At 62.4% G+C, this 23,295-nt stretch carries 26 protein-coding genes; 6 read left to right on the top strand and 20 right to left on the bottom strand.

Translation table 11 applies throughout. From position 1 onward, the window contains the following. Positions 1 to 31: 31 nt before the first annotated feature. From HY836_RS00570 to fliF, 14 genes are all read right to left on the bottom strand, one after another. Positions 32 to 1,438: an alkaline phosphatase family protein gene (locus HY836_RS00570; protein ID WP_290672316.1), complete on the bottom strand. Its 1,407-nt coding sequence runs from the start codon at positions 1,436 to 1,438 to the stop codon at positions 32 to 34. A gap of 33 nt (positions 1,439 to 1,471) precedes the next feature. Further along, a complete protein-coding gene (gene fliR, locus HY836_RS00565; protein WP_290672313.1) occupies positions 1,472 to 2,233 on the bottom strand; it encodes a flagellar biosynthetic protein FliR in 762 nt (253 codons plus the stop codon). A gap of 29 nt (positions 2,234 to 2,262) precedes the next feature. Next, on the bottom strand, positions 2,263 to 2,532 hold the full coding sequence (fliQ, locus tag HY836_RS00560) for a flagellar biosynthesis protein FliQ (protein WP_290672310.1): 270 nt from the start codon (positions 2,530 to 2,532) through the stop codon (positions 2,263 to 2,265). Positions 2,533 to 2,547: 15 nt separating this feature from the next. Next, positions 2,548 to 3,333: a flagellar type III secretion system pore protein FliP gene (gene fliP, locus HY836_RS00555; protein ID WP_290672307.1), complete on the bottom strand. Its 786-nt coding sequence runs from the start codon at positions 3,331 to 3,333 to the stop codon at positions 2,548 to 2,550. Then, positions 3,333 to 3,683 (bottom strand): flagellar biosynthetic protein FliO, encoded by a 351-nt coding sequence (locus tag HY836_RS00550; RefSeq protein ID WP_290672304.1) that lies wholly within the window; start codon positions 3,681 to 3,683, stop codon positions 3,333 to 3,335. Before HY836_RS00550 ends, fliP begins: the two co-directional genes overlap by 1 nt. 16 nt (positions 3,684 to 3,699) lie before the next feature. After that, complete coding sequence (gene fliN, locus HY836_RS00545) at positions 3,700 to 4,182, bottom strand: flagellar motor switch protein FliN (protein ID WP_290672301.1); 483 nt, start codon at positions 4,180 to 4,182, stop codon at positions 3,700 to 3,702. Further along, positions 4,175 to 5,176: a flagellar motor switch protein FliM gene (fliM, locus tag HY836_RS00540; RefSeq protein ID WP_290672299.1), complete on the bottom strand. Its 1,002-nt coding sequence runs from the start codon at positions 5,174 to 5,176 to the stop codon at positions 4,175 to 4,177. The genes fliN and fliM overlap by 8 nt, the downstream gene beginning before the upstream one ends. A 45-nt stretch (positions 5,177 to 5,221) precedes the next feature. After that, the gene (gene fliL / locus HY836_RS00535) at positions 5,222 to 5,857 is read right to left on the bottom strand and encodes a flagellar basal body-associated FliL family protein (protein WP_290672296.1); all 636 of its coding nucleotides are present in this window, start codon (positions 5,855 to 5,857) and stop codon (positions 5,222 to 5,224) included. A 139-nt stretch (positions 5,858 to 5,996) separates the two neighbouring features. Then, positions 5,997 to 7,436, bottom strand: a complete 1,440-nt coding sequence (locus HY836_RS00530) for a flagellar hook-length control protein FliK (protein ID WP_290672293.1) — start codon at positions 7,434 to 7,436, stop codon at positions 5,997 to 5,999. 39 nt (positions 7,437 to 7,475) lie between these two features. After that, positions 7,476 to 7,961, bottom strand: a complete 486-nt coding sequence (fliJ, locus tag HY836_RS00525; RefSeq protein ID WP_290672290.1) for a flagellar export protein FliJ — start codon at positions 7,959 to 7,961, stop codon at positions 7,476 to 7,478. 59 nt (positions 7,962 to 8,020) lie between these two features. Further along, complete coding sequence (gene fliI, locus HY836_RS00520; protein WP_290672852.1) at positions 8,021 to 9,415, bottom strand: flagellar protein export ATPase FliI; 1,395 nt, start codon at positions 9,413 to 9,415, stop codon at positions 8,021 to 8,023. 32 nt (positions 9,416 to 9,447) lie between these two features. Beyond that, positions 9,448 to 10,521 carry a FliH/SctL family protein gene (locus tag HY836_RS00515; RefSeq protein WP_290672287.1) on the bottom strand — a complete coding sequence of 358 codons (1,074 nt, stop codon included), beginning with the start codon at positions 10,519 to 10,521 and terminating at the stop codon, positions 9,448 to 9,450. Next, positions 10,508 to 11,503: a flagellar motor switch protein FliG gene (gene fliG, locus HY836_RS00510; protein ID WP_290672284.1), complete on the bottom strand. Its 996-nt coding sequence runs from the start codon at positions 11,501 to 11,503 to the stop codon at positions 10,508 to 10,510. The genes HY836_RS00515 and fliG overlap by 14 nt, the downstream gene beginning before the upstream one ends. A gap of 20 nt (positions 11,504 to 11,523) precedes the next feature. Further along, positions 11,524 to 13,179 carry a flagellar basal-body MS-ring/collar protein FliF gene (fliF, locus tag HY836_RS00505; protein WP_290672849.1) on the bottom strand — a complete coding sequence of 552 codons (1,656 nt, stop codon included), beginning with the start codon at positions 13,177 to 13,179 and terminating at the stop codon, positions 11,524 to 11,526. A gap of 258 nt (positions 13,180 to 13,437) precedes the next feature. Between fliF and fliE the strand changes: the two genes are divergently transcribed. From fliE to bamC, 5 genes are all read left to right on the top strand, one after another. Then, positions 13,438 to 13,788, top strand: coding sequence for a flagellar hook-basal body complex protein FliE (gene fliE / locus HY836_RS00500; RefSeq protein WP_290672846.1), 351 nt, complete (start codon positions 13,438 to 13,440; stop codon positions 13,786 to 13,788). A 71-nt stretch (positions 13,789 to 13,859) separates the two neighbouring features. Next, positions 13,860 to 15,107 (top strand): MFS transporter, encoded by a 1,248-nt coding sequence (locus tag HY836_RS00495; protein WP_290672280.1) that lies wholly within the window; start codon positions 13,860 to 13,862, stop codon positions 15,105 to 15,107. Next, positions 15,104 to 15,238 (top strand): hypothetical protein, encoded by a 135-nt coding sequence (locus HY836_RS00490; protein ID WP_290672277.1) that lies wholly within the window; start codon positions 15,104 to 15,106, stop codon positions 15,236 to 15,238. Before HY836_RS00495 ends, HY836_RS00490 begins: the two co-directional genes overlap by 4 nt. 207 nt (positions 15,239 to 15,445) lie before the next feature. Further along, positions 15,446 to 16,327, top strand: a complete 882-nt coding sequence (dapA, locus tag HY836_RS00485) for a 4-hydroxy-tetrahydrodipicolinate synthase (RefSeq protein WP_290672274.1) — start codon at positions 15,446 to 15,448, stop codon at positions 16,325 to 16,327. 59 nt (positions 16,328 to 16,386) lie between these two features. Continuing rightward, positions 16,387 to 17,544, top strand: a complete 1,158-nt coding sequence (gene bamC, locus HY836_RS00480) for an outer membrane protein assembly factor BamC (RefSeq protein WP_290672271.1) — start codon at positions 16,387 to 16,389, stop codon at positions 17,542 to 17,544. Between the two features lie 144 nt (positions 17,545 to 17,688). Here bamC and HY836_RS00475 read toward each other — a convergent pair whose 3' ends face one another. From HY836_RS00475 to HY836_RS00465, 3 genes are all read right to left on the bottom strand, one after another. Then, positions 17,689 to 17,904 carry a hypothetical protein gene (locus tag HY836_RS00475; protein ID WP_290672269.1) on the bottom strand — a complete coding sequence of 72 codons (216 nt, stop codon included), beginning with the start codon at positions 17,902 to 17,904 and terminating at the stop codon, positions 17,689 to 17,691. A 157-nt stretch (positions 17,905 to 18,061) separates the two neighbouring features. Continuing rightward, positions 18,062 to 18,577, bottom strand: a complete 516-nt coding sequence (locus HY836_RS00470; protein WP_290672266.1) for a hypothetical protein — start codon at positions 18,575 to 18,577, stop codon at positions 18,062 to 18,064. A 26-nt stretch (positions 18,578 to 18,603) separates the two neighbouring features. Further along, positions 18,604 to 19,761, bottom strand: a complete 1,158-nt coding sequence (locus HY836_RS00465; protein ID WP_290672843.1) for a cupin domain-containing protein — start codon at positions 19,759 to 19,761, stop codon at positions 18,604 to 18,606. A 177-nt stretch (positions 19,762 to 19,938) separates the two neighbouring features. Here HY836_RS00465 and HY836_RS00460 point away from each other — a divergent pair, with 177 nt between their 5' ends. Continuing rightward, entirely contained in the window at positions 19,939 to 20,460 is a 522-nt protein-coding gene (locus tag HY836_RS00460) for a peptidylprolyl isomerase (RefSeq protein WP_290672263.1), read from the top strand. An 11-nt stretch (positions 20,461 to 20,471) separates the two neighbouring features. Here HY836_RS00460 and dut read toward each other — a convergent pair whose 3' ends face one another. From dut to HY836_RS00445, 3 genes are all read right to left on the bottom strand, one after another. After that, positions 20,472 to 20,924 (bottom strand): dUTP diphosphatase, encoded by a 453-nt coding sequence (dut, locus tag HY836_RS00455; RefSeq protein WP_290672260.1) that lies wholly within the window; start codon positions 20,922 to 20,924, stop codon positions 20,472 to 20,474. Beyond that, a complete protein-coding gene (gene coaBC / locus HY836_RS00450) occupies positions 20,921 to 22,153 on the bottom strand; it encodes a bifunctional phosphopantothenoylcysteine decarboxylase/phosphopantothenate--cysteine ligase CoaBC (RefSeq protein ID WP_290672257.1) in 1,233 nt (410 codons plus the stop codon). Before coaBC ends, dut begins: the two co-directional genes overlap by 4 nt. Before the next feature lie 62 nt (positions 22,154 to 22,215). Next, a complete protein-coding gene (locus tag HY836_RS00445) occupies positions 22,216 to 23,223 on the bottom strand; it encodes an AraC family transcriptional regulator (RefSeq protein WP_290672255.1) in 1,008 nt (335 codons plus the stop codon). Positions 23,224 to 23,295: the final 72 nt, after the last annotated feature.

Raw genomic sequence — 23,295 nt, 5'->3', positions numbered from 1 at the left:
GGCGATTTGAGGGCGGTTGGCTTTCGGGCGACTATCTGGCAGGCTTGTCCTGGGATTTCGCCTGCGTGCGCTCGAACACATTCGTGATCGGCACCAGATTGAGCCATTCTTTCTCTGCCTCGGAGCCGGATCCGTCCACCACCTTGTGAAATTGGCGGAAATCGGCCCGAAAGCGCTCCAGCGCCCCATTGAGCCACAGAACCGTGGCCAGCACGTTCAGGTGGTCGATCCGTTGATCGACCACGCCCTGTTTCACGCCGGCACCGAAAAAGACCGTCGGTATGCGGTGCGCACCGGTCATGTAGGCGTCGCCCTGGCTGCCATCGGTACTGCCATCTTCGTCGAACGTGACGATCAGCAGGCTGTTGTTCTTCTGCGCCCACTCGGCGTAAGCGCCGATGTTCTGGCGCAGCCAGTCGTCTGCCACCTTCGCGGAGTTGCTGTGCGCATCGTGCTGCTCGTTGGGCACCACGATCGAGACCTTGGGCAGGCTGTCAAAGGGCAAGGCCTTGCCGTTGGCGTCTTTGGCAAAGCCGCGAAAGCTTTGTTTGAGCACAGGGTCCTTGGTCGGCTCGAACGCCAGGTTGACGCTCACCGGCATCACATGGTTGGCCAGGTCGCCCTTGAGGCCGCGCGGGCTGGTGGGGTTGATCTGGTCCGTCCAGTTCACCGCCGGGTTGTGCTTGCGGCGGTAATCGTCCGTGAAGGCAAAGTTGGCGCTGCAAGGCGCCACGCTGGAGTCCGTGCCGCAGTTCCAGCTTGGATACGGCAGGGATTCGGAAAAGCTCAGGAAGGTGCCTCCGCTTTGCAGAATGGCCGCCCCTAGATTGGGCGAGGTAAAAGGCAGCCAGGAGTTGGGCACATTGCTGTTGGCCACACCCACATTGGTTTCGGTGGTGGTCGGCAGCAACTGGCCGCGGCGATCACGCAGGGCCACACCTTTGTAGGGAGACCGTTCGTCTTCGAACCACGCCGGCAACACGCCCTGGTTGTGCCCGGAAAACAAAAACAGGTAGTTGGGCTGGCTGGAGCGGGTTGGCAGATTCGAGTTGTAAGGCGTGCGCCCGAAGTGCGAATTGCTGAAACGCACGCCCTTGCCCGCCAGTTCGTTGAAATACGTCCAGTCTGACTTGCTTGAGTCATACACCGGCGCATTGCGGCCTCTGAGCTGGCCAGAGGTCGCGTCGTAGGCCGAGAGGTTTTCCAGAATCACGATGACCGTGTGATCCGGTTTCCAGATACCCTCACCAGGCTTGTCCGTCTTGTCACCCTTGCCTGCCCATGCCGGCAAGCCCACCGCGCCCGCCACACCGGCGCCCACCAGACCCTCCAGCACCTGACGGCGCGTAGGGCGATCATCTCGTGCGAAAACGTTGGAAGACGCCCGTTTGGCCACAGGCGTGGGACGAATCGAAGGACGACGTGATGGCAATTTCATGGGCGCCAAGGTTAGCGCCAAAACTGCCTCAGTTCACTGGAAGTAACCCATCATCCGTTCCAGCGCCATCGTCAGGGGCGTCTGCATCATGGGCAGCGTCAGCCACAGGCCGGTGAAGCCCACGGCCAGGGTGATCGGAAAGCCAATGGAGAAGATGTTCATCTGTGGCGCCACGCGGGCCATCAACCCCATCACGAGGTTGACCAGAATCAGCATGGACACCACGGGTAGCGACACCCACAAGCCCAGCTTGAACACCTCGGCGCCCCAGACCTGGGGTTGGACGATGCTGAGGAAACCCAGCGGTTCCGGCGTCACGGGAAAAGCATGGAAGCTGCCCAGCACGGCGCCGGTCAACATCAGGTGCCCGTTCATGACCACGAACAGCCAGGCCGCCGTGGTGCCGTAGAAGCGGCTGACCGCGGTGACCTGAGAGCCGCTCATGGGATCAAAGAAGCTGGCGAAGTTCAGGCCCATCTGCAGGCCCACCAGTTCCCCCGCAAACTCGATGGCGGCGAACACCACACGGGCGGCAAAACCCATGGTCAGGCCGATCAGCACCTCGTGCGCGATCACCATCAGCGAGCCAGCCGAGTTGAGCTCGATGGGCGGCATCTCAGGCAGGCTGGGCTGCGCGCAGATCACGATCAGGATGGCCAGGCTCAGGCGAACGCGCCGGGGAATCACCCGCATCGACAGCACGGGCGCTGAGGTGAACAGGCCCAGCACACGAAAGAAGGGCCAGAGCCAGGGCGTGATCCAGGCCAGAACCTGGGCTTCCGAAAAACTCACCATGTGGCTGACTCAGGTGCGGCGGCGAGCTTTCAGCTCACCACGGACGGGATCGACTGCAGCACCTGCTGGATGTAGTCCACCAGCTTGCTCATCATCCAGGGGCCGGCCACGGCAAGTGTGGCAAAGGCAGCCAGCAGCTTGGGCACGAAAGACAGGGTCTGTTCGTGAATCTGAGTGGCAGCCTGGAAGATGGACACGATCAGGCCCACGGCCAGCACCACCAGCACGATGGGGCCGCAGACGGTCAACAGGGTCAGCAAGCCATCGCGGCTGAAAGTCAGTACTTGTTGCGGATCCATGTTTTACCCTCTTCCCTACTGAACGAAGCTGGCGGCCAGAGAGCCCAGCAACAGGTTCCAGCCATCGGCCAGCACGAACAGCATCAGCTTGAACGGCAGGGCCACCATCACGGGCGACAACATCATCATCCCCAGGCTCATGAGCACGCTGGCCACGATCATGTCGATCACCAGGAATGGAATGAAGATCAGAAAGCCGATCTGGAAAGCGGACTTCAACTCGCTGGTGACAAAGGCAGGCACCAGCACGCGCAGCGGCACGGTCTCGGGTTTGACATCGCCTTCCAGCCTGGCGAGCTTGACGAACAGCCCCAGGTCGGACTGGCGGGTCTGCTTGAGCATGAAGCTGCGCATGGGGCCCTGGCCGCGCTCCAGCGCTTCGTTGAAGCTGATCTGGTTGGTGGCAAAGGGCTCGTAAGCATCCTTGTAGACCTTGTCCAGCGTCGGGCCCATCACGAACAGGGTCAGAAACAGCGACAGGCCGATCACCACCTGGTTGGGTGGCGCCGCCTGGGTGCCAATGGCCTGGCGCATCAGGCTCAGCACGATGGCGATGCGGGTGAAGCCCGTCATCATCAGCAGCACGGCAGGCAGGAAGCTCAATGCCGTGAAGAACAGCAAGGTTTGCACGGGCACGGAGTAGCTGTTGCCACCAGCGCCCTGCCCCACGAGCAACGGCAAGGTGCTGCTGCCACCGGCACTTTGCGCCATGGCGGCCGAACTGCCCAGCGCCCCGACCAACATCACAGCCAGCAAGGCGGCACGGCCCAGCCAGGTAAGAGATTTCACGTTGGTGCGCATCAAACCGGCCCCTTGTCTTGCTGGCCCAAAGAGCGACGCAGCAGGTTGGTGAAGGAAGGGGTGGCTGGTTCGGCCACAGGTGCGATTTGCGGTGCCATCGTGTGCAAGGTGTTGATGTGCTGCGCGGTCACGCCCAGCACCAGCCAGGTGCGGCTGTCGCCGGAGCCCACTTCCACGGTCACCAGGCGTTGGCCCGGCCCGATGTTGAGCTGCCCGACAGGCTTGATCAGCGCAGGTGCGCCCCCAACGGTGCCCGTGGCCAGGCCGGAGCGTTTGAGAACCCAGAGTGTCAAGGGAATCAGGGCCACGACGCCCAAAAACCAGACCACGGTCAAACCAGTAGAAGGCATCTCTGATCGATCCTGTTCAGTTGCCCTTGCTGAGGCGGCGCATGCGTTCGGACGGCGTGACGATGTCGGTCAGACGGATACCGAACTTGTCGTTGACCACCACCACTTCGCCTTGCGCGATCAGGAAGCCGTTGACCAGCACGTCCATGGGCTCGCCGGCCATGGCGTCGAGCTCCACCACGGAGCCTTGCGCCAGTTGCAGGATGTTCTTGATAGGAATGCGCGTGCGGCCCAGTTCCACCGTCAGCTGAACCGGGATGTCCAGGATCATGCTGATGTCGTTGCCGGCCGAACTGGCCTGTGAAGGCGCAAAGTTGGCAAAAGCGGCAGGCGTCATCTGCGCCTGGGCATTGGTCACTTCGCTGGCAGCGGCGCTGGCGAACTCGTCCATATCTGGCTGAGGTGTCGAGGCCTGCTGCGCCAGCGCGGCCTCCCACTCTGCGGCCATCGCGTCCTGTTCGGCGTTGGCACCGGATTCGGGTGGAAATTCTTCAGACATTTTGGTCTCCAAGCCAACTCATGTTGCCGGCGGTCAGAAGCTTGTCGATACGCAAGGAGTACTTGTTGTTCGATGTGCCGTAGTAGCAATCGAAGACGGGCACGCCGTCCACCTTGGCCTTGATGATTTTTTCGAGATCCAGCTCGATGAAGTCACCCGGCTTGAAGGCCAGCAACTGCTCGACGGTGGCCGGGGCATGGGCCAACTCGGCCACGAGGTCCACCTCGGCGGACTGGATCTGTTGGGTCAGCAACTTCACCCAGCGACGATCCGGCTCGGCCGAGTCACCCTGGATGGACGAGAACAGGATGTCGCGGATGGGCTCCAGCGTGGCGTAGGGAATGCAGATGTGGATCGTGCCGCTGGTATCGCCGATCTCCAGCGTGAACGAGCAGCACACCACGATCTCGCTGGGGGTGGCCACCGTGGCGAACTGAGGCTGCATTTCCGAACGCTGGTAGTCCAGCTCGACGGGGTAGATGCCCTGCCACGATTTCTTGTACTCGGCGGTGATCACCTCGACCAGGCGATGGATCACGCGCTGCTCGGTGGCCGAGAAATCACGGCCTTCGATGCGGGTGTGGAACTTGCCAACGCCGCCAAACAACGCGTCGATCACGCCGAAAACCAGCGTGGGGTCGCAAACGATCAGGCCGGACCCGCGCAGGGGTCGCACGGCCATGATGTTGAAGTTGGTGGGCACCACGATCTCGCGCAGGAAGGCGCTGTACTTCTGCACCTTGATGCCGCCCACGGACACTTCCGGTGACTTGCGGATCAGGTTGAACAAGCCGATGCGGATGTTGCGCGCAAAACGCTCGTTGATGATTTCCATCGTGGGCATGCGCCCACGAACGATGCGTTCCTGCTGAGCCAGGTTGTAGTCGCGAATGCCTTCCTTGGGCGCTTCTTCCTGCTCCAGCTTCTGGCTCTCGCCCGTGATGCCTTGCAAGAGGGCATCAACTTCGTCTTGAGAAAGGATCTGCTGGTTCATGGCCTGAGGACTTCCGGGACCGTTGAATAAGGGGTCAGCAAGACATCACTGGATGATGAAGTTCGCGTAGTGCACTTGCACAATCGGGTTGTAGGACTCGACCTTCTTCTTTTTCTTCTTCTTTTTCTTGGGCGTGTCTTCCACAGCGGCATCCTCTTCTTCAGGATCCTCGATCTCGTAGCCCATGGCGCGCGCTGCGTCACGGCGGATTTCTTCAGCCAGCTTGTGCTTGCCTTCCTGACTCAGCAGTTCCTCGGAGGACTTGTGCGACAGGATCAGCAAGATGGCGTTGCGGATGGCGGGCATGTAGGCCTTCATCTCTTCGCTCATCTTGGCGTCGTCGACCTGCAGCGTGATACCGACTTGCGCAAAGCGCTCGGAGTCGCGGTCAGCCAGATTGACAACAAATGGGTCCAGCGGCACAAAAGCAGGAGGCGCAGCCTTGTCACCCTTGTGTTCGGGCTTCTTGGCTTCCTTGGCGGGCTTGGCGTGGCCACCGTCTTCTTCTTCGGCTGCAGCGGCGGCTTCAGCCTCGGCGGCCTTCTTCTTCATCATGAACAAGGCACCGCCCCCGCCCAGAACGAGAAGCAGGACGACGGCAGCAATGATGATGATGAGTTTCTTGGGGCCCTTTTTGGGGGCATCGCCTTCAGCCGGGGCGGCGGCGGGGGCTGCTGACATTCGCGTATCTCCTGGTGTTCATGACACGGGGCCAAAAAGGCGCAAGGTCATGAGTGGATTATTCGAAGTCAGCGCCGTCGCAATGGATCAATAAACGATGTGAAACACGCTTGATTCCCAGCGGCGGCCTCGGATGCCCTCAAGCGTAGAGGTCCAGACCGCCCAGGCGGCCGGGACGAGGTGCGTTGACAGGGCGCATGCCGGCGGGATCCACACCCGACTCGGAGTCACCACTGTCTGCGGCACCATTTGCGCGGCCTGCACCGCCTTGCGCCTGGGCAGATCCCTGGCTGAACTGTTGCTGGGCCGTCTGCGAGGAGACGTCACCACCGGTCATGTTCAACCCGACATCACTCAAGGCACTCGACAGCATGGACAGGCTGGCTTCGATGGCCTTTCTCGTTTCTAACGCCGCCGCAGCGAAATCCACCTGCGCGGTTTGGCCATCCAGTGAAATTTTCACGTTGATCGGGCCCATTTCTGCCGGGTTGAGGTGCAACTCGGCCGTCATCGAGCCATCCGCCTTGGTGGCACTCACCCACATATTGACCTTTTCAGCCAGGGCTTGCGCAAAATCCGGGGAATCAACAGGGGTGGGCAGCGTGGCGGACTCATGCCTCACGCCAGCCTTGGCTTCCAGGGGGTTGCCCAGCGAGGCACCGGTCAAGCCACCACCTGGCAGCAGGCCGGCCAGGGAATCCCCGTCGGCTCGCCCGTCCAGGCCCTTACCAGCTTGGTTCATCATGGCCTCCACCTGGGTGGCGGCACTGGCGCTGACGTTTTGCCACAGGGCGTTGTCCAGGGCCACGGCGCCTGGCGTACCTGCGGCTGCGCCCTTGGCGTCCAGCAAGGCGGCATCAGCAGCCTGGCCGTCTGTGGTCTTGAGCACACTGCCCGCCTGCGCGCTGGTATCTGTCGTGCCGCCAGCCGCATCTGTTGGCTTGCCTTGGGCCAGCTCACCGTGCGTCAGGCTGGCCAGCCAAGCCATCATCCCGGCTGAATCACCGGGTTGAATGGAAGGCGGGGGCGTCAGTTCACGCACCACAGCAACGCCATCGCCCAGGGCCGTCGTGAAGTTGACGCTGTCATCGCCATCCTTGGCGTTATCGGCCTTGTCGGCACCTTCAGCCTTGCCTGCCTTGGCGGTCTTGTCTGCAGGCTTCGTGTTCTTGCTGGCCTGCGTCGAAGCCGGTTTGGCTGAGGAAGCCCCGCTTGCGCGCGCCCCCTCATCGTCCGGCTGGTTGACGCGGGCCTGCGGTGCCGGCTGCGCCGGTGTCTGGACCGGGCGCGTGGCCATGGCGGCTTGCTGCTTGGCTCTCAGCATGGCCTGTTCTGCAGCAGAGGCAGACAAGCCGTTGTGCTCAGCGGCTGGGGATTTGGCGGCGCTACCCGCGCCCGAGGCGGTCGCGCCCGGAGACACGATGGCGTGCTTTTCCATCCACTGGGAGAAAGCCGCTTGCTGATTCTGACCGTCGCCCTGAGCGCCAAAGCGCGCCAGCAAATCACTGATGGCAGGAGACACGCCGTTCACGCCGGGCACATTGGCCGAGGCATTCGTCGATTTGATCGGTGTAGCCATGATGCGATCCTTGTCCTGAAAGGCCCGTCCAACCCGCTGTCAGCCGATGGAACCGGATGGCAGCGGCGATCCGCCTGCACCCATACCGAAACCTGATCGGCCTGCGCGCGAAGCGACTTCGTCGGTGGCTTTCTGATCCTGCCGGTTCTGCTTTGTCTGTAGCTCGACCAGCCTTCTGTCCATTAATTGAGCTACCGCGGCCACCTTGCGCTCACGCTCAATCAGCAAAGCCCTGCAACGCTCCATATACAGACGTGCCTGCTCTACCCTCTTATCCTGATCCGAAATGGCCTCGGCCAATCGCTGCATGAAGTCCTGATAACACCGCATGATCTCCATTCCACCCACCTGGCGAAATTGAGACTGCCAGCGTTTCTGGTACTCGCTGCGCCAGTCAAAAAGCGATTGCGCCTGCTGGCGTGCGGCCTCATAGGCTCTCTTGCCGCCTTCGAGCTCTGCCACGGCTTCATCTCTCGCCTTCTCCGCAGACTCCAGTACTACAAGCAGCGATGAATTGGCACTCATGAACCTTGTCCCCTGCCCTGTCGGGCTTCACTAGTTAGGCTTGGCTACTCAGACAAACATCAGGCGGTCACGATCTGGTGGAGTTCGTCCACGCTGTCGTGCATGTGAGCGGGCGCCCCCATATCTTGCTGCAGCATGTTGACCATGTGCGGATGCAGGCGCACGGCCAGATCCAGATCGTGGTCGCCGCCAGGTGTGTAGGCACCCAGTTGAATCAGATCGCGGGCCTTGCTGTAGCGCGACCACAGTTGGCGGAAGCGACGCGCATCGTCGATGTGCTGGCTCTCCGCCACGTTGTGCATCACGCGGGAAGCGGACCGTTCGATGTCGATGGCCGGGAAGTGGCCGGATTCGGCCAACTCGCGTGACAGCACGATGTGGCCGTCCAGGATGGCGCGGGCGGCATCCGCAATGGGATCCTGCTGGTCATCACCTTCGGACAGCACGGTGTAAAACGCCGTGATCGAGCCGTGGCCGTTCAGGCCATTGCCGCTGCGCTCCACGAGCTGGGGCAGCTTGGCGAAACACGAAGGCGGATAGCCCTTGGTGGCAGGCGGTTCGCCAATGGCCAGGGCAATTTCGCGCTGGGCCATGGCATAGCGGGTGAGCGAATCCATCAACAGCAGCACGTGCAGGCCCTGGTCACGGAAGTGCTCGGCCACGGCGGTGGCGTAGCTGGCGCCTTGCATGCGGGTCAGCGGCGGCGCGTCAGCGGGTGCGGCCACCACGACCGAGCGTGCCAGGCCCTCCTCACCCAGGATGTCTTCGATGAATTCCTTGACTTCACGGCCCCGTTCACCGATCAGGCCCACCACGATGACGTCGGCCTGGGTGTAGCGGGCCATCATGCCAAGCAGAACCGATTTGCCAACGCCGGAGCCCGCAAACAAACCGATACGCTGGCCACGCCCGACCGTGAGCATGGCGTTGATGGCGCGCACGCCGGTATCGAGTGGCTGGCGAACCGGGTCACGCTCCATGGCATTGATGGGGCGGCGGGCCAGCGGCTCGCTGCGCACATGGTGCAAGGGGCCTTTGCGGTCCAGAGGCTCGCCCTGGGCGTTCACGACCCGCCCCAGCAAGCCGCTGCCCACAGGCAGGTGGCGCGTGCGGTCTTCGCTACGGCGCCAGGGGTGATTCGGCCGCCCCAGAATGGGCGGATTGATCGGGATGGTGCGGGGCACCACACGGGCACCGCTGGACAGGCCATGTACCTCGGCCGTGGGCATCAGGTAGGCGCGGTCACCGGCAAAGCCGACGACTTCGGCCAGCACGGGCGTGGATTCCAGGCGGGTTTCGGAATGGATTTCGCAAACGGCACCGACGGGCAAGCGCAAACCCGCAGCCTCCAGCACCAGGCCGGCCACGCGCACCAGTTTGCCCTGGTTTTCCAGCGGCAAACGGGAGCCCGCGCAGGCATCCAGGTCATCCAGAAAGCGGTTCCAGCGGTCCATTGCCACATCGTTGTGGACGCGAATGGGCATGTTCATACTTCACCCTCCTCACGTTGGGCCACCGAGGCTTCGCTCTCGGGCCACTCATCCAGTTCGTCTTCGCCTTCGGGCAGGCGCACTTCGGTCGAGCCATGGGCTTCGACACCGTTGTTCCACGGCGCGTTGTGGCCCATCGAGGCCGCCGCACGTTCCCAGCGGGCCTCCACCGACGCATCCACCACGGCGATGTCCGATTCCACGATGCAGCCGCCGCGGGTGATGCTCGCGTCCGGCACCATGCGGGCGCCTCGCGCGGCCAGGACTTCCGTCAGTTGCGCCTGCGCCAGGCCATGGTCGTCCGGGTTCAGCCTCAGCACGATCTGGCGCGCCGAAGCCAGCAGCGTGGTCAGGGCCTGCTCGGCCACATCCACCACCACTTCGGGGTTCTGTTGCAGCTCGCTGCGCACCACCTGACGCGCCAGCTCCAGCGCCACACCGGCAATGCGGCCAGCAAGTTGCTGCTCCAGCGATTCAAGGCGATGGTGAAAATCCGACGCCAGCGCGCCAACCTGGTCGCTCATGTAGGCAGCCATTTGCGCCGCCTGCGTCTGCTTGTAGCTTTCCAGCGCGGCCAGGCCATTACGATAGCCATCCTGGTAGCCCGTCTGGCGCGCCTCGCGAACCAGCTCATCCACATTGGGTGGTGGCGCGGCGGGCGCTGCTTCAGCCGCTTTGGCCTCTGCCTCGGCCTGTCCAGGCACCCCACCCACGATCGGGCGCTTGACTGGCGCCGGCTTGGGCGTGGCCATGGCGGCCGGCTTGGCTGTGGGCGCAGCCTGCGCACCTGTCGCTTGCGGCGCATGTTTGGCAGGATTCGGCTTCATCGACGGCCGCATTTCAGCGGCCGCGCGCTCGGCCAGCGTGGGTTTGCGTACCCCACCCTCTTCCGGATTGGCCGCCTTGCTTGGCTGCTCGAAGGTCTCCGGCGCCCAGGCAGAAAAAGAGCCCAGCTCTTCACGCGGAATGAAGCGCGTGTAAGGATTGGGCGCCGATCCACCAGCCGTGCCGCCTGCAGCCTGAGGCGCTGCCCCACCGGGAGGCTGCGTCGTCGGCTTAGACGTACTCATCGTCGCCTCCGCCGGCCAGCGTGATCTGGCCTTCGTCGGCCAGGCGTCTCACAATCTTGAGCATTTCCTTTTGCTCGCCTTCGACCTCGGACAGCTTGACCGGGCCGCGAGACTCCAGATCTTCTCGCAGCGTTTCCGCCGCACGGCTGGACATGTTCTTGAACACCTTCTCGCGGATTTCGGGCGAAGCCCCCTTGAGCGCGATGATGAGCGATTCGGTCTGCACTTCCTTGAGCAGCGACTGAAAGCCCTTGTCGTCGAGCTTCATCAGGTCGTCGAAGGTGAACATGTTGTCCATGATCTTCTGCGCCAGATCGCCATCGGCCTCGCGGATGTAATCCAGCACCGAGGTTTCCAGGCTGGAGCCCATCAGGTTGATGATTTCCGCTGCGGGCTTGGCGCCACCCAGAGAGGCCTTACGCAATTGCGTGCCACCAGCCAGCACGCGCGACAGCACCTCGTTGAGGTCCTTCAAGGCGGTAGGCTGGATGCCGTCCAGCGTGGCGATGCGCACCATCACCTCGTTGCGATGGCGGTCGGTGAAGCACTTGAGCACCGAGGAAGACTGGTCCGGATCCAGGTGAACCAGGATGGCCGCCACGATCTGGGGATGCTCGTTGCGCAGCAATTCAGCCACGGAACCGGGGTCCATCCACTTGAGGCTCTCGATGCCGGTGACGTCGCTGCCCTGGATGATGCGGTCGATCAGCAGATTGGCCTTCTCATCGCCCAGCGCCTTGCGCAACACCGACTTGATGTACTCGTCGGTATCGGGCACCAGCATGCCCATTTCTGTAGATTCCTTGGAGAAGCGATCCAGCACCGACCCGACCCGGTCCTTGTTGACCGTCTTGAGCTTGGCGATCGTCTCACCCAGGCATTGGACTTCCTTGGGCTCCAGATGCTTGAACACCTCGGATGCCTCTTCCTCACCCAAAGACATCAACAGGATGGCAGCGTCTTCGACACCTTGTTCGTCCATGGCTTAAGTGTCCTTATCGGTCAATTGTTCATCCAGCCGCGCATCACGTTGGCCATGGCCATCGGGTTGTCGCGGGCAAAAGCGCGGGCGGCTTCCAGGCGCTCGTCGGTGGCCGGGCCTTCGAGCTGAGGCATGTGGCCAGCTTCGTGCGCAATGGGCAGCTCTTCCGCGTCATCAACCACGGCATTGAGTCCTTGCTTCTGCGCTTCTTCCTCGGTCAGCGGCACGGGTTGCGCAGCCTTGATGGCCGGACGAATGGCGCCAAACACCACGATCAGGGCAGCCAGCGTCAGCGCGCCAGGAACGGCCAGGGTGCGGATCAGGTCCACCGTCTCCGGCTGCTTCCAGAAGGGCGTGTTGTCAGGCTCTTCCTTGGTGACCTGGAAGGGGGTATTGATCAGCTTGATCGAGTCGCCTCGTTTGTCGTCAAAACCAATGGTTTCCCGAACCAGCGCGGTGAGCTGATCCAGTTCTTCCTGCGGAATCGGCTGAGTCGTGGTCTTGCCCTTGGCGTCCGTCACAGTGCGGTGGTTCAGCACCACCGCCGCATTCAAACGCTTGACGTTGCCTGTGGCGTTGCGCACCACGCGAACCGTCTTGTCGACCTCGTAATTGGTCACCGCTTCACGGCGGCTGCTGCCACCGGTGCTGCCACCTTGAGCTGCCTGCAGGGGCTGGGATGCGCCATTGACAGGCGCTGTCGCGGGCACAGGTGGCTGGTTGCTGGCGGCACCAGGCACGCCGGAAGGTGTCGCGCTGCCCTGCCCCATCTGTTCGGTGGTCTGCTGGCTGCGAATCGAGGCGCTGGCCTGCTGCCCCTGGTTAGGCTTGTATTCCTCTGCAGTGGATTCCACCTGAGAGAAATCCAGGTCGGCCGTCACCTGCGCGCGCAGATTGTCCTTGCCGACCACGGGCTCCAGGATGTCGCGGATGCGCTGGGTGTAGTTGCTCTCCAGCTGACGCACATACTGCAACTGCTGGGCATCAAGGCCGGACTGATCCGCGCCTTCTTGCGAACCGGACAGCAGCGCCCCACTCTGATCGACGATGCTCACTGCCTTGGGCGACATCTCCGGCACGCTGGACGACACCAGGTGCACGATGCCAGCGATCTGACCACGGTCCAGGGTACGACCGGGGTACAGCGTGAGCACCACAGAAGCCGAAGCCTTCTGCTGTTCGCGGAAGAAACCATTCTGATTGGGCAGCGCCAGGTGCACACGGGCACTTTGCACGCTGGCCAGCGCCTGGATAGAACGAATCAACTCGCCTTCCAGGCCACGCTGGAAGTTCAGGCGCTCCTGGAACTGGGTCACACCGAACTTCTGGTTTTCCATCAGTTCAAAACCCACCACCGAGCCCTTGGGCAGGCCAGCCGACGCCAGCTTCAGGCGAACATCATGCACCTTGTCGGCCGGCACCAGGATGGCCGCACCGCCATCGGCATGCTTGTAGGGGACCTGCATCTGCTGCAACTGAGCCAGGATCGCGCCACCGTCCTTGTCGGACAGGTTGGTGTAGAGCACGCGGTAATCGCCATCACGCCCCCACATCATCATCGCCACGAAGATGGCGAAGATCGCAGCGACGCCCCCGGCCAACATCAGCTTGCGCTGCATCGGCAGGGCCGTGACCCGCTGAACGAATCCAGGGGGTTGAGCGTTGTCGATCACCATGCCAGGTGAGGCGACAGCAACAGAGGTGGGTTGAGCGACAGTGACTTCCATGGGCGGTCGAAGCGTTGGGCCGCGCATCGAAACCATACGATGCAACAAACCCGCCGTAACAGCCCCATTATTCGGAGTCAGGAGAGGTAAAAGTGCCGGAAACAGCCAGTCAAATGCCGCCCTCTTCCGAGCATGGCACTGCCCAGGGATGCGTACATTCCAGAACGTGGTGAACTGAATCAACCCTTGTCGGGACTTATCGGCATCATGGATCTGAAACTCAAACCCTTCGATTTCGCGCAAGCCGCCGCCAGGGCAGGCATGGCCGACGTCGCTCGGCGCGTTGAGGCCAAGACCCGCGCCGAGGCGGCTGGCCAAAGTTCAGTCGTCGACAAGCCCAGCTTCCAGACCAGTTTCAGCAGTGCACTGAACTCCATCAGCAAATCGCAAGCCACGGCAGCGACCATGCAACGCGAGGTTCAGTTCGATAACCCTACCGTCAGTCTGGAAGAAACCATGGTCGCCATGCAGAAGGCCCAACTGGGCTTCCAATCTGCCGTTCAGGTACGCAACAAACTTGTTCAGGCGTACACCGACATCATGAACATGCAGGTCTAGCCACGCCTTGCGCGCTGGTTTGGAGTAGCCTCATGGGGGCGGTGGCGCGCTGGCCACCATGGAACACCGAGATGCATCACCCTGTTCGCCCCATTCCGATGGGGCAATTGCTTTTGTGCGGCGCCCTGATCGTCACCATGTCCATGGGCATCCGGCACAGCTTCGGACTGTGGCTGCAGCCCATCACCATGGCGCATGGCTGGACGCGCGAAGACTACTCACTGGCCATGGCCATCCAGAACCTGGTCTGGGGGGCCGCCGGCCCCGTCGTGGGCTGGTGGGCGGATCGCAGCGGGGCCTTCAAGGTGCTGTGGTCTGGCGCCCTGCTCTACGCACTGGGGCTGGTGGGCATGGCCACGACCACCCAGCACCTCGGCTTCGTGCTGACCACCGGGGTGCTGATTGGCCTGGGGCAAGCTTGCTCCACCTACACGGTCATCTTCGGCGTGGTAGGCCGCAACGTCACGCTGGAACAGCGCTCCATGGCCATGGGCATCACGGCCGCCGCCGGCTCTTTCGGGCAGTTCCTCATGGTGCCCGTGGCCAGCCTGCTGCTTCACAACACGGACTGGTCATCCGCCTTGCTGATCCTGGCTGTCACGGCCCTGGCCATCGGCCCTCTGGCTTTCGGATTGCGGGAAAAGCGCTTCGCATCCGGTGCTGTGGCTGTACCGGGGGCCGGCACCGCTGGCACGAATATGAGCCCCCAAACCGCCGGACAGGCACTGAAAGAGGCTTTCGGCCACCGCGACTACCTCCTGCTGACGGCCGGCTACTTCGTCTGCGGCTTCCAGCTGGCCTTCATCGGGGTGCACCTGCCCAGCTACCTCAAGGATCACCAACTGGCGCCCCAGGTCGCGACCACGGCCCTGGCCTTGATCGGGCTGTTCAACGTACTGGGCAGCTACGCAGCCGGGGCCCTGGGCGCTCGCGTGAGAAAGAACTGGATCCTGTCGAGTATTTACGGGCTGCGCGCACTGGCCATGCTGCTGTTCATCATGGCGCCCCTGTCGGCGTGGAGCGTAGGCATCTTTGCAGCAGCGATGGGCACGCTGTGGCTGTCTACCGTGCCGCCGACCAACGCGATCGTGGCCCAGATGCATGGTGTGCGGCACCTGTCCATGCTGGGGGGCATCGTGTTTTTCTCACATCAGATCGGCTCCTTCCTGGGCGTCTGGCTGGCTGGCCGTCTATATGACTTCACCGACAGCTACCAGGTGGTATGGTGGCTGGCCATCGCGCTGGGCGTGCTGGCGGCGCTGGTCAATCTGCCTATCCAGGAGCAGCGTCAGCCCGGCGGCAGGCTGCAAGCAACATGAAAACCCGTGACCGTTGGCGGCAAATCGGCCTGATCACTCTGGCGCTGGCTGCACTGGTCGCCGTTTTCTGCCTGTATGGGCAAGCCGACATGGCCTTCGACCTGGCCACCCGCATCTGGAGTTGCATCTGACGTGACAACCAGCGCGGAGATCATCACGGGCTCCAGGCTCCCCCTTGTCGGGATGACCGCACACAAACGCGGCGCGCGCCCCCATTGAACTGCCCCAGCAGACCTACACAGTGCCATACGAACCGGCCCTGAGGCTTTTCCCGTAGCGCCGCCACCCCCGATACACCGCTCGTCGCCCATTAGAATCGAGGGATTGAAGGAATCAGCATGAAACCCATTTTTGGCAGCATCGTTGCACTGGTTACCCCCATGCACGCAGACGGCAGCGTCGATTACGACAGCCTGCGCAAACTGATCGACTGGCATATCGCCGAAGGTACCAACTGCATCGGTGTGGTTGGCACCACGGGCGAATCGCCCACCGTGACCGTCGACGAGCACTGCGAAATCATCCGCGTGGCCGTCGAACAAGCGGCTGGACGCGTGCCCATCATGGCTGGCGCCGGCGCCAACTCCACCAAGGAAGCGATCGAGCTGAGCCACTTCGCCAAGAAGGTCGGCGCCGATTGCACCCTGCAGGTTGTGCCCTACTACAACAAGCCGACGCAAGAAGGCATGTACCAACACTTCAAGGCCATCGTCGAAGCGGTGGACATACCCGTGGTGCTCTACAACGTGCCCGGGCGTACGGTGGCGGACATGCTGCCCGAAACCACCCTGCGTCTGGCCCAGCTGCCTGGCGTGATTGGTGTGAAGGAAGCGACCGGCAACCTGGAGCGTGCTGCCTGGCTGATCAAGCAGGCGCCCAAAGGCTTCTCTATCTACTCGGGTGACGATCCCACTGCCGCACTGCTCATGCTCCTGGGCGGTCACGGCAACATCAGCGTGACGGCCAACGTAGCGCCGCGCGACATGGCTGAATTGTGCAAGGCCTCGATGGCGCAAGACACCAAACGCGCCGTCGAACTGCACATGAAGCTGCTGCCGCTGCACAAACAGCTGTTCGTCGAGCCCAACCCGATCCCTGTGAAGTGGGCCATGGCCAGAATGGGCAAAGTTGGTGGTACGCTGCGCCTGCCCCTGACACCGCTGAGCGAGTCCTCGCAAGCCGTGGTGGAAGCGGCCATGCGTGAAGTTGGCGTGCTCTGAGCACACCCGACTATTGACACCAACCCCGGTTCGCGCCGGGGCCCGAACCTGATTACCCCATGTCGATCAAACAACGTCACCAGACCACCATCGTTCTGAGTGCGGCGCTGGCATCCGCGCTTGCCACTTCCGGCTGCTCCTCTGTCAGTGACACCCTGTCGGGTGACAAGATTGACTACCGCACCAGTGGCACTCAAAGTGTCCGACTGGACGTGCCGCCTGACTTGAGCCAGTTGCCCGGCCAGACCCGATTCGGCCAGGCGCCTGCCGCCACCGTGTCGGCCAGCAGCCTGATGCGCAATACCGACAAGGCTGAAGCGCCCGCAAGCAGCATTGCCCCGAACAAGGGCCAAGGTGTGAAACTCGAGCGGCAAGGCCAGATGCGCTGGCTGTCCATCAACCAGCCCCCTGAACAAATCTGGGGTCAGGTTCGGACTTTCTGGAGCGAAGTGGGTTTCGAGTTGGCCACAGACCAACCCGAAGCTGGCGTGATGGAGACGAACTGGTCTGAAAACAGGGCCAAGGTGCCGCAAGACGGGACCGTTCGCAAGGCTCTGGGTCGCGTGTTTGATCTGCTGTACGACACCGGCGAACGCGACCTGTATCGCACCCGCATCGAACGAACCGCTACAGGCAGCGAGATCTACATCAGCCACAAGGGACTGACCGAAGAATACGAAGACAGCAAGAAGGATCGGACGACGTGGCGTGCGCGCCCCAGTGACCCGAATCTGGAAGCTGAAATGCTCGCTCGCCTGATGGTGAAGCTGGGCGCCAGCAAAGAAGCCGCGCAAGCCGTCAAGATGACCGACAAGGCCACCGCCCCAGCAGCATCGGCGACAGCAGCGCCCAACGTCGCACGTATGAATGCAGATGGCTTGTCCATCTCCGTGGATGCCGACTTTGATACGGCATGGCGTCGCGTGGGCCTGGCCCTGGATCGCAGCGGTTTCACCGTCGAGAACCGGGATCGCAAACAAGGTGCGTTCGAAGTCAGACTCTCGGACAACGATCCTGACGCCAGCAAGCCGGGCTTCTTTGCGCGACTGTTTGGCGCCAAGGCCGAAAGCCAAGATGGCCTGAGTCGCTACAAGGTGCTGGTGCAAGGCCAGAGCCGCAGCAGCGCACTGATCAGCGTACTCAAAGAGAACGGCCAGCCAAGCACCTCAAACACTGCCAAGCGCATTGCCAAACAGTTGCTTGACGAACTGAACTGATCACACATACGGCACGGCCGTCGTGCCACATCAAAATCCCGGCCTGTGCCGGGATTTTTTTCGTCACCACAAGGCCGTCAAGTGCCAAATACAGACGAAAAAAAGCCGCTCCGAAGAGCGGCTTTTTGTACCATCGAACTGGAATTAGTTCGAGGCAGCGCTGGCAGCGGCCGAAGCGGCTTCAGTAGCGGCCGAAGCAGCTTCAGAAGCCACAGGGGCTGCAGGAGCGGCTTCAGAAGCAGCCGAAGCGACTTCAGAAGCAGCGGAAGCGGCTTCAGCAGCGGGGGCAGCTTCTTGCTTGCCGCAAGCGGTCAGAGCCATAGCAGCGATCAGCGAAGCCAGCAGGAGCGACTTTTTCATGCTTGTATCCTCAAAAGGAGTGTCAATAAAACTGTGGTCTTGGAACTATGTGCAGAGCCCATAGTCCCATAGCAATACGAGACAAGGGCAAAGGATGCATCGCAACTGGCGTTGCTCCACATTCAGCCATTGATTATACGTCGCATAAGGCTATTCCCTATAGTCCCAGGGTCGTGGGAGGCAAGGCCTCGTGCGAGCGTTGCAAATTTACATCAATTTCGCTGAGCCACGTCCGCAAAACCCCACTTTCACGAGTCCAGATACCTGTTCCGTGAAGCGGTTCATTCAGACGCAGCCCAATCACGCCATGAACAATGAACACCGGAGCCAATGAAGGCGCCAGTTCATCGGGAGCCAGCCAGCATTTCACGCGGTGTGACCACGTTCCACGCCAAGCCACCCAGCGCGGATGTGCGTTAGCAAAGACATCATAGCTGGCTGACAGCACCTGGCAATGCGTACCACGCACCAGCAGACTCCACTGGTGAAACGCTTCCATCACGCTGCGCTCGCCCAAGGGCCAGTGCGCAAAGTCATGATCGACCAGTGTCAGGTCTGCGGCCTGCGTTGCAGCCATGGCCATCGCAGCCCTGAAGCGGTCCTGGAAATCGCGCCAGCTGCTGATCTGACCGGACTGGTCGGACTCTGCTGGTGTCACAGGCGTGTGTTCCATGGCGTTGATCTCCCGCAAGTGCTGCGTCAGAGCACGGGGTGTGCCCAACCGTCTTCCGTCCACTGGTCCAGCAACTCCCTCAGCGCCGGGCTGAACTTGGCGACCTCGGCGGCAGGAAGCGCGCGTCGATCAGCCAGAAGGCGCAACTGACGGGCATCCTTGCCGGCCGCCAGCCACGACTCACCATTGGCGAACACGCGTTTTTCATCGTAAACCATGCGGGTTCGCGGGTCGAGGCGCACACCTGCGCCATCTGGCAGGGGCTCACCAGCCTGGAACCAGACGCGCGGCTTGGGCTCGGACAACACCTCACCCAAAGCGGAATGCAAGGCCGACGGATCCTTCAAGGCCTTCATCACGGCTGCCAAGGCAAACTCCTGCAAGGCCGCTGGGATCTGTCCGGGCGTGACGGTCGCAGGCTGCCTGGGGTCCTTGTACAAGTCCGGCACGTCCGGGCACTCCAGGCCTTCCACCAGGCGCATCAGCACCTCGCGCGCCAGATCCGTCTTCTCAGGCACGCGGAACCCCACCGAACACGTCATGCATTCGCCGATGGCGATACCGTCATGGGCCCAGCGAGGGGGCAAATACAACATGTCACCCGGGTCCAGCACCAAGTCCTGCTCAGGCACAAACTGGGTCAGGATCTTCAAGGGCACATCAGCCTGAAGGCTGGCATCCTTCAGCGGCCCGATGCGCCAGCGTCGTTGCCCGTGCACCTGCAACAAAAACACGTCATAGGAATCATAGTGTGGGCCCACGCCGCCGCCGTCGGTGGCGTACGAGATCATCAGGTCGTCCAGACGGGCATCGGGCACGAAGCGAAATTGCTGCAGCAAGTCATAAGCTGCAGGCACGTGCAGATCCAGGCCCTGCACCAGCAAAGTCCAGCCAGGTTGAGAGATGGCGGGCAGGCTGCGTCGGCTCATGGGCCCGTGCGACAGGCGCCAACCCGCATCAGCCACAGCTTTCTTCGATTTTTTCGCGGCGCCTTCGGTCTTGACGATCAGGCGAGACTCGACGTCTTCGCTCTCCGCCAACGCAAACAGTTTGCTGCGCTCGATGGGTGGCGTAACGCCTGGGATGGCTTGCCGGATCAACAATGGCTTCTTCTGCCAGTAATCACGCATGAACCGAGCCGGCGACATGCCGCCCAGCAGGGGTGTGATCTGATCGATGTCCAGGGCGGCAAAGGCAGCACGTGGTGCCGCAACCGCCTGGGCGGGGGAGCGGGAGGTGGTCTTGGGGGCTTTCATGCTGCCATTGTGCGACGCCTGCGCCCCGCCACACCCTGATCAGGCTCAACGAGCCTGGTGCCACGTCAAAGGCCCGGGGCTGTACGGCATGAGATGATCGGGGGCATGATCATTTCCTCCCCCTGCGTAGTGAGCCTGATGTGGCGTCTGGAAGACGCCCAGGGCCAACTCATCGACGAACTGACCGACCCGATGGAGTTTCTCCTGGGCGGCGAAGACCTTCTGCCAAAGGTAGAGCAAACATTGCTTGGCCAGTCCGCCGGCTTCGAGGCCAACCTGCACCTCGAACCCGAAGACGCCTTTGGCGACTACAACGCCGAGTTGGTGTTCTTCGAAACCCGCGACATCTTCCCGCCTGAAGTCTCGGAGGGCATGCAGTTCGAAGGCCCGCCGGAAGGCTCGACCACCCCTGATCTGCTCAAGGACGCGATCTACACCGTGACCGAGGTGTATGACACTCACGTGGTACTCGATGGCAACCACCCGCTGGCTGGCCTGGCACTGCGCCTGGCCCTCAAGGTGATCAACGTGCGGGCAGCCACGCAAGAGGAAACGGAGCAAGGCTCCGTCTCGGACTCACCGTTCAGCCTGCTGCAGGCCGCACCCACAGACGAGACCCTGCACTGAACAGGGACGGTTCAACCGCGACCAGTTGAACCAAAGCCACCCTCGCCTCGATGAGATGCGTCTTCAAAGCTGTCAACCAAACGGAAGCTGGCCTGCACCACGGGCACGATCACCAGTTGCGCGATGCGCTCCATGGGTTGGATCGTGAACGCCGCGCTGCCGCGGTTCCAGCAACTCACCATCAACGGGCCCTGGTAGTCTGAATCGATCAGGCCGACCAGGTTGCCCAGCACAATGCCGTGCTTGTGGCCCAGGCCCGAGCGCGGCAGGATCATGGCGGCCAGCCCCGGATCACCCAGGTGCATGGACAGGCCTGTGGGAATCAGATGCGCTTGCCCGGGCTCCAGCACGACAGGCTCATCCAGGCACGCGCGCAAGTCCAGGCCGGCACTGCCAGGCGTGGCGTAGGCAGGCAGGCTGTCACTCATGCGGGGATCGAGAACGCGGATATCGACGGTGGTCATGCTTGAACTGCTTGAAGACGTTGGGCCAGCTCCTGAATCAGGGCGCGGGCCAGGGTGAGTTTGTCGGTAGGCTGCCCATCAGCAGGCAGCGCGTGATGCGCCTGGGCATCGACCACCAGCAAGGCATTGTCATCACGGCCAAAGGTGGCAGGCCCCAGGTTGCCGATGATCAGCGGAATGCGCTTGCGGATCAGCTTGGCACGCGCGTGCTCCAGCAGGTTTTCGCTTTCGGCCGCGAAACCAACGCAATACGGCGGTTTGGGCAAGGCGGCAACGGCAGCCAGGATGTCCGGGTTCTCGGTCAGCTCGAAAGTCGGGGCAACCTTCTTGCCCTCTTTCTTTATCTTGTGCTCGCTCAGGCTGGCCGGCCGCCAGTCGGCCACGGCCGCCGTGGCGATGAACACCTCGTGTGCCGCTGCGTTAGGCACTACCGCGTCATACATCTGACTGGCGGTCATCACGTTGACACGCTTGACGCCACGGGGCGTAGGCAGGTGAACAGGCCCCGCCACCAAGGTAACGTCGGCGCCAGCCTCTGCCGCAGCGCGTGCCAAGGCAAAACCCATCTTGCCGCTCGAGTGGTTGGTGATGCCCCGCACCGGATCGATGGGCTCGAAAGTCGGGCCCGCTGTGATCAGCAAGCGACGCCCGGCCAGTAGCTTGGGCTGGAAGAACGCGATCAAATCCTCAAGCAACTCAGCAGGCTCCAGCATGCGGCCGTCACCCACCTCGCCACAAGCCTGGTCGCCGCAACCAGGACCCAGGATGCGGGCGCCATCGGCACTCAGGGTGGCGACGTTGCGTTGCGTGGCCGGATGCGACCACATCTCGCGGTTCATCGCTGGCGCCACCAGCAAAGGGCAACGTTCGCGAGGCCGCGCCAGGCACAGCAGGCTGAGCAACTCGTCTGCTCTGCCCTGCGCGAGCTTGGCGATGAAATCTGCACTGGCGGGCGCCACTATCACTGCGTCAGCCTCTCGACCCAGGTTGATGTGCGCCATGTTGTTGGGCTCGCGCGCATCCCACTGGCTGGTCACCACGGAACGCCCTGAGAGGGCCTGCATGGTCACCGGCGTGATGAAAGCCTCGGCCGCCTCCGTCATGACCACCTGTACGGTGGCACCCGCTTTGGTCAGCAGGCGAACGAATTCGGCCGATTTGTAGCAGGCGATGCCGCCCGTCAGGCCCAGCACGATGTGCCTGCCTTGGAGATCTGAACGTTCTGACATGAGCGGCACTCTATCAGAGCCCCATGCAGTCCCGCGCCTGTGCTCTGAGGTTCAGGGCCGGCTCACCGCGTGCTCAGGCCCAATTGATCACGGTAGGCGCTGGGTGACAGGCCCGTCCAGCGCTTGAAAGCAAAGGTGAAGGCGCGCCGGTCGGAGAACCCCAGCTCCACGCTGATGGACTCCATGCTGATGGCGCGGCGCTTGAGCATGGTCTGCGCGCGCTGGCACTTCGCCTGGGACTGGACGTCCACGTACTTGAATCCCTCGGCCTGCAAGCGCCGTTGCAGCGTGCGTGGATGCAAGGACAAGGCCGCCGCCGTGGCCTCCAGCCCATCGCGCAACAACTCGGGGCGGCGCTCCAAGGCCCAGCGCACCTCGTCCACCAGACTGCGCTCGCCCACCTCGCGGTTCAGGCGACGCTCGATCATCTGACGAGCCTGGCTGTGCAACTCCGGCACGAAGGTATTGAGGGGCATGTCCAGCCAGCGACGGTCCATCACCAGCGCATCAGCTGCCTCGCCAAAAAACACCGGCACACCGAAATGATCGACGAACTGCTGCTGATGGCTGGGCGGCATGCTGGCCACGCGCACCGACAACAGCCAGCGAGAACCTTTTGTGGCCCGGCGGATGAGCTGGTTGATGGCCGACAAGGCCACCTCGCGCACATGGCACAGGGCATGTGGATCAGGATCAGGCACCTTCATCTCGACGCGCAAGTGCGCCTCGGCGCCGAATTCATCCAGGTGGACCACCAGCCAGGGCGCCAGCAAATCGCGCGCCCAACCGGCCATCTCCAGCATTTCGCGCAAGGTAGCACAGGAGGCAATAAAGGCTTCGAACTCCGCAAAATGCTCGAACACAAAGGAGTCGCCCAAGGCAAACGGGAAATGGTGACCCTTCGCTCGCTCGACGCACATCGAGAAGGCTTTGTACAGGTGCATGGGCGCCACCCGAAGCGGCGTCTGCATGTCAAACGTGGCGATACCGGCATCACGCAAGACCGGCTCGATCGTGAAACCACACACATTGGCAGCCTGACGCCAACTACCCAAGGCAGGAAGTGGCACAGAAGAGATTGGCGACGGGTGATGCATCAGTGAATCCAGCACAAGGAACGGTTCTGACAACACACCAAACCA

Origin of the sequence: Aquabacterium sp. (assembly GCF_016234775.1) — a bacterium.
Lineage (GTDB): Bacteria > Pseudomonadota > Gammaproteobacteria > Burkholderiales > Burkholderiaceae_C > Aquabacterium.
The sequence above is the reverse complement of the archived record's forward strand: the minus strand, read 5'-3'. Positions and strand labels throughout refer to the sequence as shown.